Origin of the sequence: Bacillus sp. FJAT-27245, assembly GCF_001273955.1 — a bacterium.
Lineage (GTDB): Bacteria > Bacillota > Bacilli > Bacillales > Cytobacillaceae > Bacillus_D.
On record NZ_LIGI01000001.1, the window covers coordinates 1715458 to 1731434 of the forward strand.

Consider the following 15977-nt stretch of genomic DNA (forward strand, 5'->3'; position numbering starts at 1 on the left):
TTTGGTATCTTTACATATGGGAGGTTTTTTTATGAAAATTCTCCGAAATGTTGCAGTGAAGCAAGTCCTGACTGAAAACAGCCGCCAGAAACTGCTTGATGCCTACGGGCAAAAGAAAGCGCAGCTTGAGAAAGAGTGCGGCCAGCTGAAATTTGAACAGAAAAAGCTCGAGAAGGCCGGCAGACTTCCGCCTGCTGAAATCAAAAGGCAATTTGAAAAGGAAATCCTCTCGCGCGCGGAAAAGATTGGGCAGCTTGATTTTCAAATCGGACAGCTGCATATGCTACCAATAGGGAGCGAATTGAAAGAAACAGAGGTTCAGGCAATCATAGAGATAAAGCCTGGCGATCCCTGGGAGGATAGCCTTCTCCAGGAGGAAATTATCATTCGCGACGGGATTATTGAAGAGATACGCAAGAGGTGACGCAAATGGATAAATGGTTCAATGTAGGGAAAATTGTCAATACCCACGGAATAAGGGGCGAGGTAAGGGTCATTTCAAGAACCGACTTTGCCGACGAAAGGTACAAGCCAGGAAGCAAGCTATTTCTATTCCTTCCTAAGGAAAAAGAGCCGCTGGAACTGACGGTAAAAGCCCATAGGCAGCACAAAAATTTCGATCTGCTCCAGTTCGAAGGCTACGGGAATATCAATGATGTTGAAAAGTTCCGGGACGGCCTCCTTAAAGTGCATGAATCACAGCTTGGCGAGCTGGAGGAAGATGAATATTACTTCCATGAAATCATCGGATGCCACGTGTTCACAACAGAAGGGGAGGAAATCGGGAAGATAACCGAAATTCTTACCCCGGGCGCGAATGATGTGTGGGTCGTAAAAGGGAAGGGCGGCAAGGAGCACCTGATTCCCTATATCGCACATGTCGTCCTGAAAGTGGATGTAAAAGAAAAGACGGTTATCATCGACCCGATGGAAGGCCTCCTGTCATGATGAAAATCGATGTGTTAACTTTATTTCCGGAAATGTTCGAAGGAGTATTAGGCAGCTCTATTTTGAAAAAAGCGGCTGAAAAAGGGACCGTCGCCTATAATGTCGTCAATTTCCGGGAGTATGCGGACAATAAGCATAAAACAGTCGACGATTACCCGTATGGGGGCGGAGCCGGGATGGTGTTGAAGCCGCAGCCGATTTTCGATGCTGTCCAGGCATTGTCGGAAGGGGCTGGCACAAGGCCCCGGGTCATCCTTCTTTGTCCGCAAGGGGAGCGCCATTCCCAGCGGAAAGCGGAGGAGCTGGCTGGTGAAGAGCATTTGATTTTTATATGCGGCCATTATGAAGGGTATGATGAAAGAATAAGGGAGCACCTGGTGACGGATGAGTTGTCGATAGGCGACTTTATTTTAACCGGCGGGGAGCTCGGGGCGATGGTCGTGATCGACAGCGTCGTCCGGCTGCTTCCGGAGGCCCTGGGCAACGAGGAGTCCCATCGGAAGGATTCGTTCAGCACCGGGCTCCTCGAGCACCCGCATTATACAAGGCCAGCAGATTTCCGGGGCCATAAGGTACCAGAAGTGCTCATCTCGGGCAACCATAAGCTAATTGAAGAATGGCGGACGAAGGAATCGCTGCGGAGAACGTGGGAACGACGGCCGGATTTATTCGAAGCGATTGAACTCGAGCCAATCCAAAGAAAATGGCTTGAGGAGATTAAAAAAGAAGGCCGCTAGTTATTGCGTCATACTTCTGTTTATGGTAAGATACTTCTTGTGGCTTGAACCGGTTTCCGGGGTAGGCCTTTGAAAACGATGTTCCGCTGCATAGGCAATGGATTGCAAGAGCATCTGTGGGAGGAGTTGAATACGATGCAACAATTAATCAATGAAATCACAAAAGCACAGCTTCGCACGGATCATCCTGCGTTCCGTCCTGGTGACACTGTACGTGTACACGTTAAGGTTGTCGAGGGCACACGCGAGCGTATCCAGTTGTTCGAAGGTGTTGTGATCAAGCGTCGTGGTGGTGGAATCAGCGAAACTTTTACTGTTCGTAAAATTTCTTATGGAGTAGGCGTAGAGCGTACTTTCCCTGTCCACACACCAAAAATTGCGAAATTGGAAGTAATCCGCCGCGGTAAAGTCCGCCGTGCGAAGCTTTACTACCTGCGCAAACTTCGCGGGAAAAAAGCCCGTATCAAAGAAATTCGATAAAAACAAGGAAGCGCCTTCGCCAGGTCTCCCAGCCATTTCGGCCGGTGCCCCGCGATGGCGCTTCGTTTGTTTTATGGGGCATGTTCAACTGATGAAAGCGTGCTGTCGTAAAAATTTATCAGCCATATTAAACTTATCCGCCGCCCAAAATGTTTCATCTTTTTAACAATCATCAAATTGGCTCCTGAAAAATGCTTTCCGTTTGTGTTTAAGCGGGCCGGGTTATGTAAAATAGAGTATGGAATCAACTTTACGGGAAATGGGTGGAAAACAGACTATGACGAAAAAGAAAAATGAAGTATGGGAATGGACCAAAGCGCTGCTTGTCGCTGTTGCGCTTGCCGCAGTCATCCGCTATTTCCTTTTTGCGCCGATTGTTGTTGACGGGCAGTCGATGATGCCAACCCTGAAGGACCAGGACAGGATGATTGTGAATAAATTAAGCTACCGGATAGGGGAGCCGAAGCGGTTTGACATCATTGTTTTCCACGCTCCGGAGCACAAAGATTATATTAAGCGTGTAATCGGCCTTCCTGGGGACCATATTGAATATAAGGACGACACCCTTTATGTAAATGGAAAGGCATACGAAGAGCCGTATTTGGATGCCTACAAGAAAATGGTTGTGGACGGACCGCTGACCGACCCGTTCACGCTTGAAGAGAAAACCGGCGAGAAGACTGTCCCCGAGGGCGAGCTGTTTGTCATGGGGGACAACCGCAGATATTCGAAGGACAGCCGCCACATCGGCACGGTCCCGATGGAAAAAGTGCTTGGAAAAACAAGTGTGGTTTACTGGCCAGTCAAGGATATGCGCATCGTAAAATTGGAAGAATAATTTACTACTAAAAGCAACAGGAGGTGGCCGAATTGACCATCCAATGGTTTCCTGGCCACATGGCAAAGGCGCGCAGGGAAGTTACCGAAAAACTAAAGCTCGTCGATATCATTTTCGAACTCATTGATGCGAGGATACCTTATTCATCCAGGAATCCGATGATTGATGAGATTATCCAGCATAAACCAAGGCTTGTCCTTTTGAACAAAGCGGATATGGCCGATAAAGAGGCTACTAAGGCCTGGATCCGCCATTTCGCTGACAATGGGATTAAGGCTTTGGCAATCAACTCGCAGGCAGGGGAAGGGATGAAGGAAATAACTGCAGCTTCCCATGAAATACTGAAGGAAAAATTCGACCGGCTGAAGGCGAAGGGCGTCAAGCCGCGCGCAATCCGGGCGATGATCGTCGGAATCCCGAATGCCGGCAAGTCGACACTGATTAACAGGCTCGCCAAAAAAAATATCGCCAAAACGGGAAATACTCCTGGCGTGACAAAGGCGCAGCAATGGATCAAGGTTGGCAAGGAACTTGAACTCCTTGATACTCCTGGCATCCTCTGGCCGAAGTTTGAAGACCAGGAGGTCGGGAAAAAGCTTGCAATTACAGGAGCAATTAAAGATACCCTCCTTAATTTGCAAGATTTGGCCCTTTTCGGACTGAGGTTTTTGGAAAAGAGATACCCGGGAAGGCTAACGGAGAGGTATCAGTTTAATGAGGTTCCTGAAGACCCGGTGGAACTTTTTGAGCATATTGGCCGGTTGAGAGGGGCACTTGGCAGCGGAGGGTCAGTTGATTATGACAAAGTCGCCGAACTGGTCGTCCGTGACATCAGGATGGAAAAGTTCGGGCCGCTAACCTTTGAATGGCCGGAAGAAGTTAGGGAAAAAAGTGAAAATGGAACGGTGTAGGCTCTCTTGTCGAGGGCCTTCTTTCATTAAATCAAAATACATAGGGGCATTAACCAAATGACAAAGTTAAGTATCACTGAAATCGAGAATAGGCTTTCTTCAATAACGGATGAACAAGATCCATTTTTACGAGAATTGGGCTTGGATGGCCGGAAGGGTGTCGCAGCGCTCCTGAAGAAATGGAACAAGGCAAGGCTGGATGAAGAGAAAATGAAGGCTAAATTTTTCGAGATGACCGCTTTTGAGAAAAGAGCGCGGGAGCAGGGATACAAATGGATTGCCGGAACTGATGAAGCGGGAAGGGGGCCTCTCGCAGGGCCTGTAGCAGCGGCAGCCGTTATCCTGCCGGAAGATTTTTTCCTTCCGGGGCTCGACGACTCAAAAAGGCTTACGGCCAAAAAACGGGAAGAATTTGAGGAGATTATTAAGCGGGAAGCCATCGCATTCAGCACTTGCCTGATTGGAGCGGAGGAAATTGATGAACTGAATATTTACCAGGCGACAATCAAAGCGATGAAGGCTGCAATCGCGGCCCTGTCACCCCTGCCGGACTATGTCATTGCCGACGCAGTCAAACTTGATTTGCCTTTTCCGGCTGAGGCAATTATCAAAGGGGACGCAAAAAGCATTACAATCGCGGCGGCTTCCATCTTGGCCAAAAATGAACGGGACAGGTTCATGAAACATCTCGCGCAACAATTTCCCGCATACGGATTTGAAAAAAATATGGGCTATGGGACAAAAGAGCATATGGAAGCGATTGAAAAACATGGGATCACGCCTTACCACAGAAAATCATTCGCTCCCATAAAACTGGCGGATGAAAGCGGGAATTTGCTGAATAACTGATTGTGGCCGCACCTTTTCCAAAACGAGGAGAAATCTTTCCGAACTTTCAGATGAGAGGCAATGTTTAGCCTAAAGTGTGGACAAGCCACGAGGCTTTATATAAAATGAAAGCGCAGTGCAATTTTTGACAGGTTGTTAGGAGGATGGGAAATGAATATCCACGAGTATCAGGGGAAAGAAATACTCAGGAAATACGGAGTAACAGTCCCTAATGGAAAAGTGGCGTTCACGGTTGAAGAAGCGGTAGAAGCCGCGCGTGAGCTTGGAACGAAGGTTTGTGTCGTAAAAGCGCAAATCCATGCTGGCGGAAGGGGAAAAGCCGGCGGTGTTAAAGTTGCCAAAAATCTTGATGAAGTCCGTACATATGCGAGTGAAATTCTTGGGAAAACGCTTGTCACTCATCAAACGGGGCCTGAAGGGAAAGAAGTTAAGCGCCTTTTGATTGAAGAAGGCTGTGATATCAAAAAGGAATATTACATCGGCCTTGTCCTTGACCGTGCTACGTCCCGTGTCGTTTTGATGGGCTCCGAGGAGGGCGGAACGGAAATCGAGGAGGTTGCCGAAAAAACTCCTGAAAAGATTTTCAAGGAAGAAATCGATCCTGTTATCGGCCTTCAGCCGTTCCAGGCACGCCGGCTTGCTTTTAACATCAATATACCGAAGGAACTTGTCGGCCAGGCAGTCAAATTCATGACCAGCCTCTACAATGCCTACATTGAGAAAGACTGCTCAATTGCAGAAATCAACCCCCTAGTAGTAACCGGTGACGGAAAAGTAATGGCGCTTGATGCGAAGCTGAATTTTGACTCAAATGCCCTTTATCGCCAAAAGGATGTCCTGGAATACCGTGACCTTGAAGAAGAGGATCCAAAGGAAATTGAAGCCTCCAAATACGACCTAAGCTATATCGCCCTTGATGGGAACATTGGCTGCATGGTAAACGGAGCCGGCCTGGCTATGGCGACAATGGATATCGTCAAGCATTACGGCGGCGACCCCGCGAACTTCCTTGATGTTGGCGGCGGTGCAACAGCTGAAAAGGTCACCGAGGCATTTAAAATCATCCTTTCAGATTCGAAAGTAAAAGGCATTTTTGTCAATATTTTCGGCGGAATCATGAAGTGCGATGTCATTGCGACGGGCGTTGTCGAGGCTGCGAAACAGGTAGGGCTTGAAGTGCCGCTTGTTGTCCGCCTTGAAGGGACGAACGTTGATCTAGGCAAGCAGATCCTGAACGAATCCGGGCTGAACATCGTTGCGGCTGAATCAATGGCTGACGGTGCCCAGAAAATCGTTTCTTTGGTGAAATAGAAGGGGGTAATTGTTGTGAGCGTTTTTATCAATAAAGACACAAAAGTCATCGTCCAGGGGATTACTGGATCAACTGCACTTTTCCATACGAAACAAATGCTTGAATACGGCACAAAAATTGTCGGCGGTACCTCACCCGGCAAGGGCGGCCAGGAAGTGGAAGGCGTACCTGTTTTTAATACAGTAAGAGAAGCTGTTGAAGCCACTGGTGCAAACGCTTCCGTCATCTACGTTCCAGCTCCATTCGCAGCGGATGCGATTATCGAAGCAGTCGATGCCGAACTTGATATTGCCATCTGCATCACGGAGCATATTCCAGTCCTTGATATGGTAAAAGTAAAACGCTATATGGAAGGGAAGAAAMCCCGCCTAGTCGGTCCGAACTGTCCTGGCGTCATCACCGCTGACGAATGCAAAATCGGCATCATGCCTGGCTACATCCATAAAAAAGGCCATGTAGGCGTCGTTTCCCGTTCCGGAACCCTAACGTACGAAGCCGTCCATCAGCTCACACAGGCTGGAATCGGCCAGACAACAGCTGTCGGGATCGGCGGCGACCCTGTCAATGGAACGAACTTCATCGATGTTTTAAAAGCATTCAATGAAGATCCTGAGACCTATGCTGTTATCATGATTGGCGAAATTGGTGGAACTGCCGAAGAGGAAGCGGCTGAATGGGTTAAAGCAAACATGACCAAACCGGTCGTTGGCTTTATTGGCGGACGTACTGCCCCTCCAGGAAAGAGGATGGGCCATGCTGGCGCGATCATTTCCGGCGGAAAAGGAACGGCCGATGAAAAAATCCGCGTCATGAACGAATGCGGCATTAAGGTAGCGGACACTCCTTCCGTAATGGGCGAAACGCTTATTGAAGTATTGAAGGAAAAAGGCCTGTACGAAAAGTGCAAAACCCATTAAGAAATGAATAGCGGGAAGAAAAGAAGCCCTTCGATTTTTGGAGGGCTTATTCCCGCATTCTTCCATCTGCCATTTTCAGTCGATGAACCCAAATCCATTCTCCCGCGTCCCGCGTCCCGCATTTTTCCCACATTCGATAAACTTGCACCTTTTTAAAACAAAAAATCTAAATCATGGAGGGTTTTTTAATGGAAAGGATAAGAAACAAACTCATTTGGCTGCTTAACCAGCCTAATGCGACATGGAACTCTATTGGCCGCATAATGAAGGCGGAACCTCTGCCAGAGCCCATTGCGAGCCTGCCTGCGCTTAAATTATTGCCTCCTATGAAGGGCTCTGCCCACGCTTCTATGAATCAAACCACTCCCATAAATGAAATCCTCACAAATCTTCTCCAACAATACAGTGCAAAAAAAATCTCCATCATTACCATTCTCGATCCCGATTATCCACCATTTTTAAAACAAATCTATCAGCCTCCCTGGGCGCTTTTCGCATGCGGGGACCTTTCCCTTCTCCACGCCACACCGAAGCTGGCTGTAGTTGGCTCCCGCCAGGTTTCCGAGTATGGAAAGAATGCGATCAGGCTCATGTTCCCGGAATTGATTGAAAAAGGCACCGTCATTGTCAGTGGCCTGGCCAAGGGAGTTGATACGGTTGCCCATGAATGTGCAATCCGCAACGGAGGCAAAACAATTGCAGTTATCGCTGGCGGCCTTTATCATGTATACCCTGAGGAAAACAGAAAACTGGCAATTGAAATGATGAAAACACAGCTCGTCCTGTCAGAGCATCCTCCTGGCACAAAGCCCGCCCGCTGGCAATTTCCGATGAGAAACAGGATTATCAGCGGGCTTTCGGGGGGAACATTCATTGTAGAAGCGAAAAATAAGAGCGGCTCGCTTATAACCGCGAATTACGCAGTCCATGAAGGAAGGGATGTATTTTCGCTGCCCGGCAATATTTTCAGCCCTTTTTCAGCAGGGACGAACGAATTAATCCAGCAGGGTGCGAAACTTGTCACAAAGGCGGGGGATATTTTGGAGGAACTTCGCTATTGACATTCACTAAATCCGAGCGTAATGTAAGTGGCTGGAGAGAAATGAATCCCTAAAGGACCATTCAGGCATCGTTTTGTTCACACAAACTGGAAATATTTACGTAAATTTTAGGAAAAAGGTTGAAATTATCAGTAAACTAGTATACATTTTGCAACAGGTATTAGAATAATCCCTCGCAAGGAGGATGATTGAATGGCAGAATTTCTTGTCATCGTAGAATCGCCGGCAAAGGCGAAAACAATCGAGCGATATCTTGGAAAAAAATATAAAGTAAAAGCGTCCATGGGCCATGTGCGCGATTTGCCGAAAAGCCAAATGGGCGTAGATATAGATAATGATTTCGATCCTAAATATATCACCATTCGAGGCAAAGGCCCGGTCCTGAAAGAATTAAAGGCCGCCGCGAAGAAAGCGAAGAAAGTTTATCTCGCGGCTGACCCCGACAGGGAAGGGGAAGCGATTGCCTGGCACCTCGCCAACACCCTTGATGTTGATTTGGATTCGGACTGCAGGGTTGTTTTCAATGAAATTACCAAGGATGCAATCAAGGAATCTTTTAAGCATCCGAGGGCAATCAACATGAATCTCGTTGATGCACAGCAGGCAAGGAGGATACTCGACAGGCTTGTCGGCTACAATATTAGCCCGTTGCTTTGGAAAAAAGTCAAAAAAGGGCTTTCCGCGGGAAGGGTCCAATCGGTCGCTGTCAGATTGATTATTGACCGTGAAAAGGAAATCCAGGCATTCGTCCCGGAAGAATACTGGACAATTGGCGGAACGTTTACAAAAGGGAAGGATGCATTTGAAGCGTCCTTTTACGGTATTGACGGACAGAAGAGGGAGCTCCATTCCGACCAGGACGTAAAAGAAGCGCTGGCTGGAATGAGCGGCGACCGGTTTGCCGTCGCCTCCGTAACGAAAAAGGAACGGAGGAGGAATCCCGCGCCACCATTTACAACTTCCTCCCTCCAGCAGGAAGCTGCCAGGAAGTTAAATTTCCGCGCCAAAAAAACAATGATGCTCGCGCAGCAGCTGTATGAAGGGATCGACCTCGGAAAAGAAGGCACAGTCGGTCTTATCACTTACATGAGGACGGACTCGACCCGGATTTCGGAAGTTGCCCAGTCAGAAGCGAAGGAATATATCACTTCTTCATTCGGTGCGAATTTTTTGAAAGAGGAAGCGGGAAAAGAGAAGAAGAAGGCGAACGCACAGGATGCCCACGAAGCGGTTCGGCCGACGAGCTCGTTCCGCGACCCGGGGTCTCTCAAGGAATTTCTCTCAAGGGACCAATTAAGGCTGTACAAGCTGATCTGGGACCGTTTCATCGCAAGCCAGATGGCCCAGGCTGTAATGGATACGATGAGTGTCGATTTAATAAATGGAAATGTAACCTTCAGGGCCACAGGCTCAAAAATACGTTTTCCAGGCTTTATGAAGCTCTATGTTGAAGGCACGGATGACCAGGTGGAGGAAACAGACCGCATGCTTCCTGATTTAAAGGAAGGCGATGAAGTTGCCAATACCGGCATTGAACCAAAACAGCATTTCACCCAGCCGCCGCCGAGGTATACGGAAGCACGGCTAGTTAAGACGCTGGAAGAACTGGGAATAGGGCGGCCGTCCACTTATGCCCCGACACTTGACACAATTCAGAAGCGTGGGTATGTAGCACTCGATAATAAGCGTTTTATCCCAACGGAGCTCGGGGAAATCGTAAATGAGCTGACGCTGGAATTTTTCCCTGAAATACTTAATGTCGAGTTCACTGCGAAAATGGAACAGGATCTTGATGATGTTGAAGACGGCAAAGTTGCCTGGGTCAAAATTATTGGCGAATTCTATGAAGGATTCGAGAAGAGGCTTGAAGTAGCCGAAAAGGAAATGCAGGAAGTTGAAATCAAGGATGAGCCCGCAGGCGAGGATTGCGAAAACTGTGGAAGCCCGATGGTCTTTAAAATGGGCCGGTTTGGCAAGTTCATGGCCTGCAGCAACTTCCCGGAATGCCGGAATACAAAGGCGATCGTCAAGGACATTGGCGTCACCTGCCCGAAATGCGAAAAAGGCCGGGTCATTGAACGGAAGAGCAAGAAAAGGCGGATTTTTTATGGGTGCGACCGTTTCCCGGAATGCGATTTCCTTTCCTGGGATAAGCCGCTTCCACGGAATTGCCCGAAGTGCGACCATGTCCTCATCGAGAAGAAGCTGAAAAAAGGTGTCCAGGTACAATGCTCCAATTGCGATTACAAAGAAGAGCAGCAAAGTTAGGAGTGGGCTGAATGCCCGCTCCTTTCATTTGGCCGACAGGCAGAAGATGGCAACAAGGTTGCCGGCGCTTAGCTGAAACTTTTTGCTTGCCTATACGTATTGTAAAACGCAATATGGAGATGAATGTGGATAGAATCTTTTGCATTTACCTTTGCATTTAGTGGAATTAGTTGAATAGAAAACATCCTGGAGGTTGGAATATGAGCGAGAAAATAGTAAATGTGGTGGGGGCTGGCCTTGCCGGCAGCGAGGCTGCGTGGCAGATTGCCCAGCGCGGCGTGAAAGTGCGCCTGTTTGAAATGAGGCCGGTAAGGCAGACGCCCGCACACCACACAGATAAGTTCGCGGAGCTTGTGTGCAGTAATTCACTAAGGGCAAACACGCTGACAAATGCTGTCGGCGTATTAAAGGAAGAAATGAGAATGCTTGATTCGGTGATTATTTCCTCCGCGGACCAATGCGCGGTGCCCGCCGGGGGCGCTTTGGCCGTGGACAGGCATGAGTTTGCTGGAAGAGTCACGAATCTTGTCAGGAACCACGAGAATATCACTGTCATAAACGAAGAGGTAGACGAAATTCCAGAGGGGATTACCGTCATTGCGACAGGCCCGCTTACAAGCCCATCCCTTTCCGCCCGCCTGAAAGAGCTAACTGGCGAGGAATATTTGTATTTTTATGACGCGGCCGCGCCTATCATTGAGAAAGATAGCATAAATATGGATAAGGTCTATCTAAAATCGCGCTACGATAAAGGCGAAGCTGCTTACCTTAATTGCCCGATGACCGAGGAGGAATTCAACCGGTTTTATGATGCGCTCGTATCGGCTGAAACAGTTCCCCTTAAGGAATTTGAAAAGGAAGTCTTTTTCGAGGGATGCATGCCAATTGAAGTAATGGCTGTTAGGGGAAAGAAAACGATGCTCTTCGGCCCGATGAAACCGGTTGGTCTTGAAGACCCGAAAACAGGCAAGCGCCCATTTGCTGTCGTTCAGCTCCGGCAGGACGACGCCGCGGGAACACTTTTCAATATTGTCGGATTTCAGACACATTTGAAATGGGGCCCGCAGAAAGAAGTAATTCAGCTCATACCTGGCCTTGAAAATGCAGAAATCGTCCGATACGGCGTCATGCATAGGAATACCTTCATCAATTCTCCGAAAGTCCTTGATCCAACCTATCAATTCCGCGCAAGGAAAGACTTGTTTTTTGCTGGGCAAATGACCGGTGTGGAGGGATATGTCGAATCGGCGGCGAGCGGCCAGATTGCCGGGATTAACGCTGCCAGGCTTGCGCTTGGGCAGGAGCCGGTGGAATTCCCGATTGAAACAGCATTGGGGAGCATGGCCCACTACATCACCCATGCGAACCCGAAAAACTTCCAGCCGATGAATGCAAATTTTGGCCTGTTCCCTGAACTTCCGGTAAGAATCAAAGGGAAGCAGGAGCGGAACCTTCAATACGCAAACCGGGCAATTGAAACAATTCAGAAATTTGTGAAAAATTTGTAAAGTTCCTTGCATGTGCATTTCGTGTATGGTACTATTTAAAAGGCCGTGCGAGGTGGTATGAATGGGAAATGTGAACGTTTGTTTAAAGTTGTTTCTTGAATATTTACAAATTGAAAAAAATTCATCACAATATACAATTGACCATTATCATCATGCGATTAGTGAATTTTTTAGCTTAATGGCTGAACAAGGCATCATGGACGTTAAAGACGTCCAATACCATGATGCCCGGCTTTTTCTTACAAAACTCTTTGGCCAAAAACAGGCGAGGAAAACCATTTCGAGGAAAATTTCAAGCCTGCGCAGCTTTTATAAGTTCCTGCTAAGGGAAAGCATTGTAAAAGAGAATCCTTTCGCTTTGGTTGTTTTGCCAAAGGGGGAAAAAAGGCTGCCCGAATTTTTTTATGAAGATGAGCTAAACATCCTGTTTGAGGCGTGCGCCGCGGATACCCCTCTCGGCCAGAGGAATCTAGCCTTGTTGGAGCTTCTGTACGCAACCGGAATTCGCGTGAGTGAATGCTGCAATATTTCCGTAAAAGACCTCGATTTCTCCCTTTCGACCGTCCTTGTCATGGGAAAAGGCAGCAAGGAAAGGTATGTTCCATTTGGAGGGAAGGCCTGCGAGGCTCTGAAAAGATATATTGGCGATGGAAGAAAGCAACTGCTTGAGGGAAAACCGAACCAGGCAGCCCTCTTCCTTAACCATAGGGGCGGGCCGCTGACAGCCAGGGGGGKAAGGACAATATTGGATGGGATGATTGAGAAATCGTCCCTTACAGGGAAAATCCATCCCCATAAGCTGAGGCATACGTTCGCTACCCATCTTCTTAACAACGGCGCCGACCTGAGGACAGTCCAGGAACTTCTGGGGCATGCCTTTTTGTCCTCGACGCAAATATACACGCATGTCACGAACGAAAAGCTAAAAAAAACATATATGGCCCATCATCCAAGGGCGTAAAAGCTGAAGAATGCCCAAACATTTAAGGGGGTGCACAATGTCCCAATTTCATGCAACTACGATATTTGCAATCAGGCACAAAGGGAAATGCGCCATGGCCGGAGACGGCCAGGTGACATTCGGCAACGCGGTTGTGATGAAACACACAGCCAAAAAGGTAAGGAAGATATTTAATGGAAAAGTACTGGCAGGCTTTGCCGGTTCCGTTGCGGACGCGTTTACATTGTTCGAGCTGTTCGAATCAAAGCTTGAGGAATACAACGGAAATTTGCAGCGGGCTGCCGTTGAGCTTGCAAAGGAATGGCGGAGCGACAAGGTTCTTAGAAGGCTTGAAGCGATGCTGATCGTCATGAACGAGGATTATCTCCTTCTTGTAAGCGGGACGGGCGAAGTCATTGAACCGGATGATGGCATTCTTGCCATTGGCTCGGGCGGAAACTATGCCCTGGCTGCCGGCCGTTCATTGAAAAATTTTGCCGGGGACCATTTATCCGCCCGGGAAATCGCAAAGGCTTCATTGGAAGTGGCAGCTGATATATGCGTTTATACAAACACGAATATCATAGTCGAAGAGCTGTAACCGGAAGGAGAATGCGAATATGCCAAAGGCACCTAGTTTAACGCCCCGCCAGATCGTCGAAAAACTTGACCAATACATAATTGGCCAAAAGGACGCCAAAAAAGCGGTAGCAGTGGCGCTTAGGAACAGATATCGCAGGGAAATGCTCGATGAAAGCATCCGCGATGAAATCATTCCGAAAAATATCCTGATGATTGGTCCTACAGGAGTAGGAAAAACGGAAATCGCAAGAAGGATTGCCAAATTGACAGGGGCGCCTTTTATTAAAGTAGAGGCAACAAAGTTTACCGAGGTCGGCTATGTCGGCCGTGACGTCGAGTCGATGGTGCGTGACCTCGTCGAAACGGCTGTCAGGCTTGTCAAGGCTGAAAAAATGCAAAAGGTGAAAGGAAGGGCGGAAGAAAACGCAAACCGCCGCCTTATCGAACTTTTAGGCCCTTCTGCAAAAAAACAGGCCAGCTACAAAAATCCGCTTGAAATGCTGTTTGGGGGAGGCAATGCCCAGCCTGAACCAGAAACGGATTCAACCGAGGACTATTCCGCCCAGCAAAAACGGGCCGCCATCAAGGAAAAGCTTGAAAAGGGCGAATTGGAAAATGAAATAGTTACTGTGGAAGTGGAAGAGCAGGCACCGTCCATGTTTGATATGCTCCAGGGTTCAGGTATGGAGCAGATGGGAATGAATATGCAGGACGCGTTCAGCAATCTGTTGCCCAAAAAGAGAAAAAAGAGGAAGCTTACCGTCAGGGAGGCAAGGGCTGTTTTGGCGAACGAGGAAGCCGCGAAGCTGATCGATATGGATGAGGTGACCCAGGACGCTGTTTTCCGGGCAGAGCAGTCAGGGATTATTTTCATCGATGAAATCGACAAGATCGCAAGCAAAAGCTCAGGGAGCGCTTCTGCCGATGTTTCCCGTGAAGGAGTACAAAGGGACATCCTTCCGATTGTTGAAGGCTCGACGGTTGTGACGAAGTATGGCCCGGTGAAGACAGACCATGTCCTTTTCATCGCCGCCGGCGCGTTCCACATGGCTAAGCCGTCCGACCTCATTCCTGAATTACAGGGAAGATTCCCGATTCGGGTGGAACTCGGAAAATTGACAGTCGATGATTTTTACCGAATCCTTGTTGAACCCGACAATGCATTGATAAAACAATACGGAGCTTTATTACAGACAGAAGGTATAGAAATTGAATTTTCTGACGATGCTATTCAGAGAATTGCCGAAGTCGCTTTCGAGGTAAACCAAAACACCGACAATATTGGAGCAAGAAGGCTCCATACAATTCTTGAAAAGCTCCTTGAAGATTTGTCCTTTGAAGCACCAGATATAAACCTTGAAAAAGTGGTCATCACTCCGCAATATGTGGAGGAAAAGCTGGGGGCAATTTCAAGAAACAAGGATTTAAGCCAGTTCATCCTCTAGGAAGCCGTTTTGCCACGGCATCCTTAGGGTAAATTCAGAGATGGACATCCCAATAGATGCAGTAATATATTTAGCAATGGATGCAGCAAATAGGAGGAAATGAAAAATGGATTTATTAACAAAAACAAGAAAGATAAACGCTCTTTTGCAAAAAGCGGCAGGTAAACCGGTCAATTTCAAGGAAATGTCCGAAACCTTAAGTGAAATTATCGAAGCCAACATTTTTGTTGTCAGCCGCAGGGGAAAGCTGCTCGGTTTCGCGATCAACCAGCAAATCGAAAACGAGCGGATGAAGAAGATGCTTGAAGACCGCCAGTTCCCGGAGGAGTATACAAACGGCCTCTTCGATATCCATGAAACATCCCCAAACCTTGGCGTGGAAAGCGAATATACCGCCTTCCCTGTAGAGAACAAGGATTTGTTCCGCGAAGGGCTTACGACAATCGTGCCGATTATTGGCGGGGGCGAGCGCCTTGGAACGCTGATTCTAGCAAGGCTGCATGAAAAATTCCATGATGATGACCTGATTCTTGCCGAATACGGCGCGACAGTGGTTGGCATGGAAATTCTCCGTGAAAAAGCTGAGGAAATCGAAGAGGAAGCTAGGAGCAAAGCGGTTGTCCAAATGGCGATCAGCTCCCTTTCCTATAGCGAGCTAGAAGCGATCGAGCATATTTTTGAAGAGCTTAATGGCAATGAAGGCCTGCTTGTCGCTTCAAAAATTGCCGACCGTGTGGGCATTACCCGCTCCGTTATCGTTAACGCGCTAAGGAAACTTGAGAGCGCGGGCGTTATCGAATCACGTTCACTTGGCATGAAGGGAACATACATTAAAGTACTTAATGACAAGTTCCTCGTTGAATTGGATAAGCTTCGTTCCAATTAATGAATTGCTGCCTGCCGGGCGTTTAACCGGCAGGCATTTATTTTTTAGGCTGTGTTATAGAACGATGTTGATTTTTAAATACGTTGATTGAAGCGGAGGGCACCGACTCCTCGAAAATCCTCAATTATGCTATCGCATAATTTTCGTGCGATGCAGATTCTTGGAAGCTTTCCTTGCGCTACCGCGTTTCCTTGGTGCGTGGGCAAATTCGATGATGCCAGTCAGTGTCCTGCGGGATGCAGCGGCAAATTGGAGACCCCGCAGGCGCAACCGCCGAGGAGGCTCCAATGTCACC

16 protein-coding genes are annotated in these 15977 nt (G+C 48.0%); all 16 read left to right on the forward strand.

Going from position 1 to position 15977, the window contains the following annotated elements; translation table 11 throughout:
• Positions 1-31: 31 nt before the first annotated feature.
• The 16 genes from ADU24_RS08260 to codY all read left to right on the forward strand — a co-directional run bounded on the left by ADU24_RS08260 (position 32) and on the right by codY (position 15682).
• Positions 32-424, forward strand: coding sequence for a YlqD family protein (locus ADU24_RS08260; protein ID WP_053366177.1), 393 nt, complete (start codon positions 32-34; stop codon positions 422-424).
• Between the two features lie 5 nt (positions 425-429).
• Entirely contained in the window at positions 430-948 is a 519-nt protein-coding gene (gene rimM / locus ADU24_RS08265; RefSeq protein WP_053366178.1) for a ribosome maturation factor RimM, read from the forward strand.
• Positions 948-1685 (forward strand): tRNA (guanosine(37)-N1)-methyltransferase TrmD, encoded by a 738-nt coding sequence (gene trmD / locus ADU24_RS08270; RefSeq protein WP_156324678.1) that lies wholly within the window; start codon positions 948-950, stop codon positions 1683-1685. The genes rimM and trmD overlap by 1 nt, the downstream gene beginning before the upstream one ends.
• 135 nt (positions 1686-1820) lie before the next feature.
• Entirely contained in the window at positions 1821-2165 is a 345-nt protein-coding gene (gene rplS / locus ADU24_RS08275; RefSeq protein WP_053366180.1) for a 50S ribosomal protein L19, read from the forward strand.
• 277 nt (positions 2166-2442) lie between these two features.
• The gene (gene lepB / locus ADU24_RS08280; protein ID WP_053366181.1) at positions 2443-3003 is read left to right on the forward strand and encodes a signal peptidase I; all 561 of its coding nucleotides are present in this window, start codon (positions 2443-2445) and stop codon (positions 3001-3003) included.
• 32 nt (positions 3004-3035) lie between these two features.
• Entirely contained in the window at positions 3036-3914 is an 879-nt protein-coding gene (gene ylqF / locus ADU24_RS08285) for a ribosome biogenesis GTPase YlqF (RefSeq protein WP_053366182.1), read from the forward strand.
• A 57-nt stretch (positions 3915-3971) separates the two neighbouring features.
• Complete coding sequence (locus tag ADU24_RS08290; RefSeq protein WP_053366183.1) at positions 3972-4763, forward strand: ribonuclease HII; 792 nt, start codon at positions 3972-3974, stop codon at positions 4761-4763.
• Between the two features lie 150 nt (positions 4764-4913).
• Positions 4914-6074, forward strand: coding sequence for an ADP-forming succinate--CoA ligase subunit beta (gene sucC / locus ADU24_RS08295; protein WP_053366184.1), 1161 nt, complete (start codon positions 4914-4916; stop codon positions 6072-6074).
• Positions 6075-6089: 15 nt separating this feature from the next.
• Positions 6090-6992, forward strand: a complete 903-nt coding sequence (gene sucD, locus ADU24_RS08300) for a succinate--CoA ligase subunit alpha (RefSeq protein WP_053366185.1) — start codon at positions 6090-6092, stop codon at positions 6990-6992.
• A 188-nt stretch (positions 6993-7180) separates the two neighbouring features.
• Positions 7181-8053, forward strand: coding sequence for a DNA-processing protein DprA (gene dprA, locus ADU24_RS08305; protein WP_053366186.1), 873 nt, complete (start codon positions 7181-7183; stop codon positions 8051-8053).
• A gap of 192 nt (positions 8054-8245) precedes the next feature.
• Positions 8246-10321: a type I DNA topoisomerase gene (gene topA / locus ADU24_RS08310; RefSeq protein WP_053366187.1), complete on the forward strand. Its 2076-nt coding sequence runs from the start codon at positions 8246-8248 to the stop codon at positions 10319-10321.
• 200 nt (positions 10322-10521) lie between these two features.
• Positions 10522-11829 carry an FADH(2)-oxidizing methylenetetrahydrofolate--tRNA-(uracil(54)-C(5))-methyltransferase TrmFO gene (gene trmFO / locus ADU24_RS08315; RefSeq protein ID WP_053366188.1) on the forward strand — a complete coding sequence of 436 codons (1308 nt, stop codon included), beginning with the start codon at positions 10522-10524 and terminating at the stop codon, positions 11827-11829.
• A 61-nt stretch (positions 11830-11890) separates the two neighbouring features.
• Complete coding sequence (xerC, locus tag ADU24_RS08320) at positions 11891-12790, forward strand: tyrosine recombinase XerC (protein ID WP_053366189.1); 900 nt, start codon at positions 11891-11893, stop codon at positions 12788-12790.
• A 37-nt stretch (positions 12791-12827) separates the two neighbouring features.
• Positions 12828-13370: an ATP-dependent protease subunit HslV gene (gene hslV, locus ADU24_RS08325; RefSeq protein ID WP_053366190.1), complete on the forward strand. Its 543-nt coding sequence runs from the start codon at positions 12828-12830 to the stop codon at positions 13368-13370.
• Between the two features lie 19 nt (positions 13371-13389).
• Positions 13390-14796, forward strand: a complete 1407-nt coding sequence (gene hslU / locus ADU24_RS08330) for an HslU--HslV peptidase ATPase subunit (RefSeq protein ID WP_053366191.1) — start codon at positions 13390-13392, stop codon at positions 14794-14796.
• 106 nt (positions 14797-14902) lie between these two features.
• On the forward strand, positions 14903-15682 hold the full coding sequence (gene codY / locus ADU24_RS08335; protein WP_053366192.1) for a GTP-sensing pleiotropic transcriptional regulator CodY: 780 nt from the start codon (positions 14903-14905) through the stop codon (positions 15680-15682).
• The last annotated feature ends 295 nt before the right edge of the window (positions 15683-15977 follow it).

Coding starts and splice junctions, on each gene's coding strand:
- topA (WP_053366187.1), top strand. CDS start 8,246: ATGGCAGAATTTCTTGTCATCGTAGAATCGCCGGCAAAGGCGAAAACA.
- trmFO (WP_053366188.1), top strand. CDS start 10,522: ATGAGCGAGAAAATAGTAAATGTGGTGGGGGCTGGCCTTGCCGGCAGC.
- hslU (WP_053366191.1), top strand. CDS start 13,390: ATGCCAAAGGCACCTAGTTTAACGCCCCGCCAGATCGTCGAAAAACTT.
- sucC (WP_053366184.1), top strand. CDS start 4,914: ATGAATATCCACGAGTATCAGGGGAAAGAAATACTCAGGAAATACGGA.
- dprA (WP_053366186.1), top strand. CDS start 7,181: ATGGAAAGGATAAGAAACAAACTCATTTGGCTGCTTAACCAGCCTAAT.
- hslV (WP_053366190.1), top strand. CDS start 12,828: ATGTCCCAATTTCATGCAACTACGATATTTGCAATCAGGCACAAAGGG.
- codY (WP_053366192.1), top strand. CDS start 14,903: ATGGATTTATTAACAAAAACAAGAAAGATAAACGCTCTTTTGCAAAAA.
- rplS (WP_053366180.1), top strand. CDS start 1,821: ATGCAACAATTAATCAATGAAATCACAAAAGCACAGCTTCGCACGGAT.
- rimM (WP_053366178.1), top strand. CDS start 430: ATGGATAAATGGTTCAATGTAGGGAAAATTGTCAATACCCACGGAATA.
- lepB (WP_053366181.1), top strand. CDS start 2,443: ATGACGAAAAAGAAAAATGAAGTATGGGAATGGACCAAAGCGCTGCTT.
- trmD (WP_156324678.1), top strand. CDS start 948: ATGAAAATCGATGTGTTAACTTTATTTCCGGAAATGTTCGAAGGAGTA.
- ADU24_RS08260 (WP_053366177.1), top strand. CDS start 32: ATGAAAATTCTCCGAAATGTTGCAGTGAAGCAAGTCCTGACTGAAAAC.
- ADU24_RS08290 (WP_053366183.1), top strand. CDS start 3,972: ATGACAAAGTTAAGTATCACTGAAATCGAGAATAGGCTTTCTTCAATA.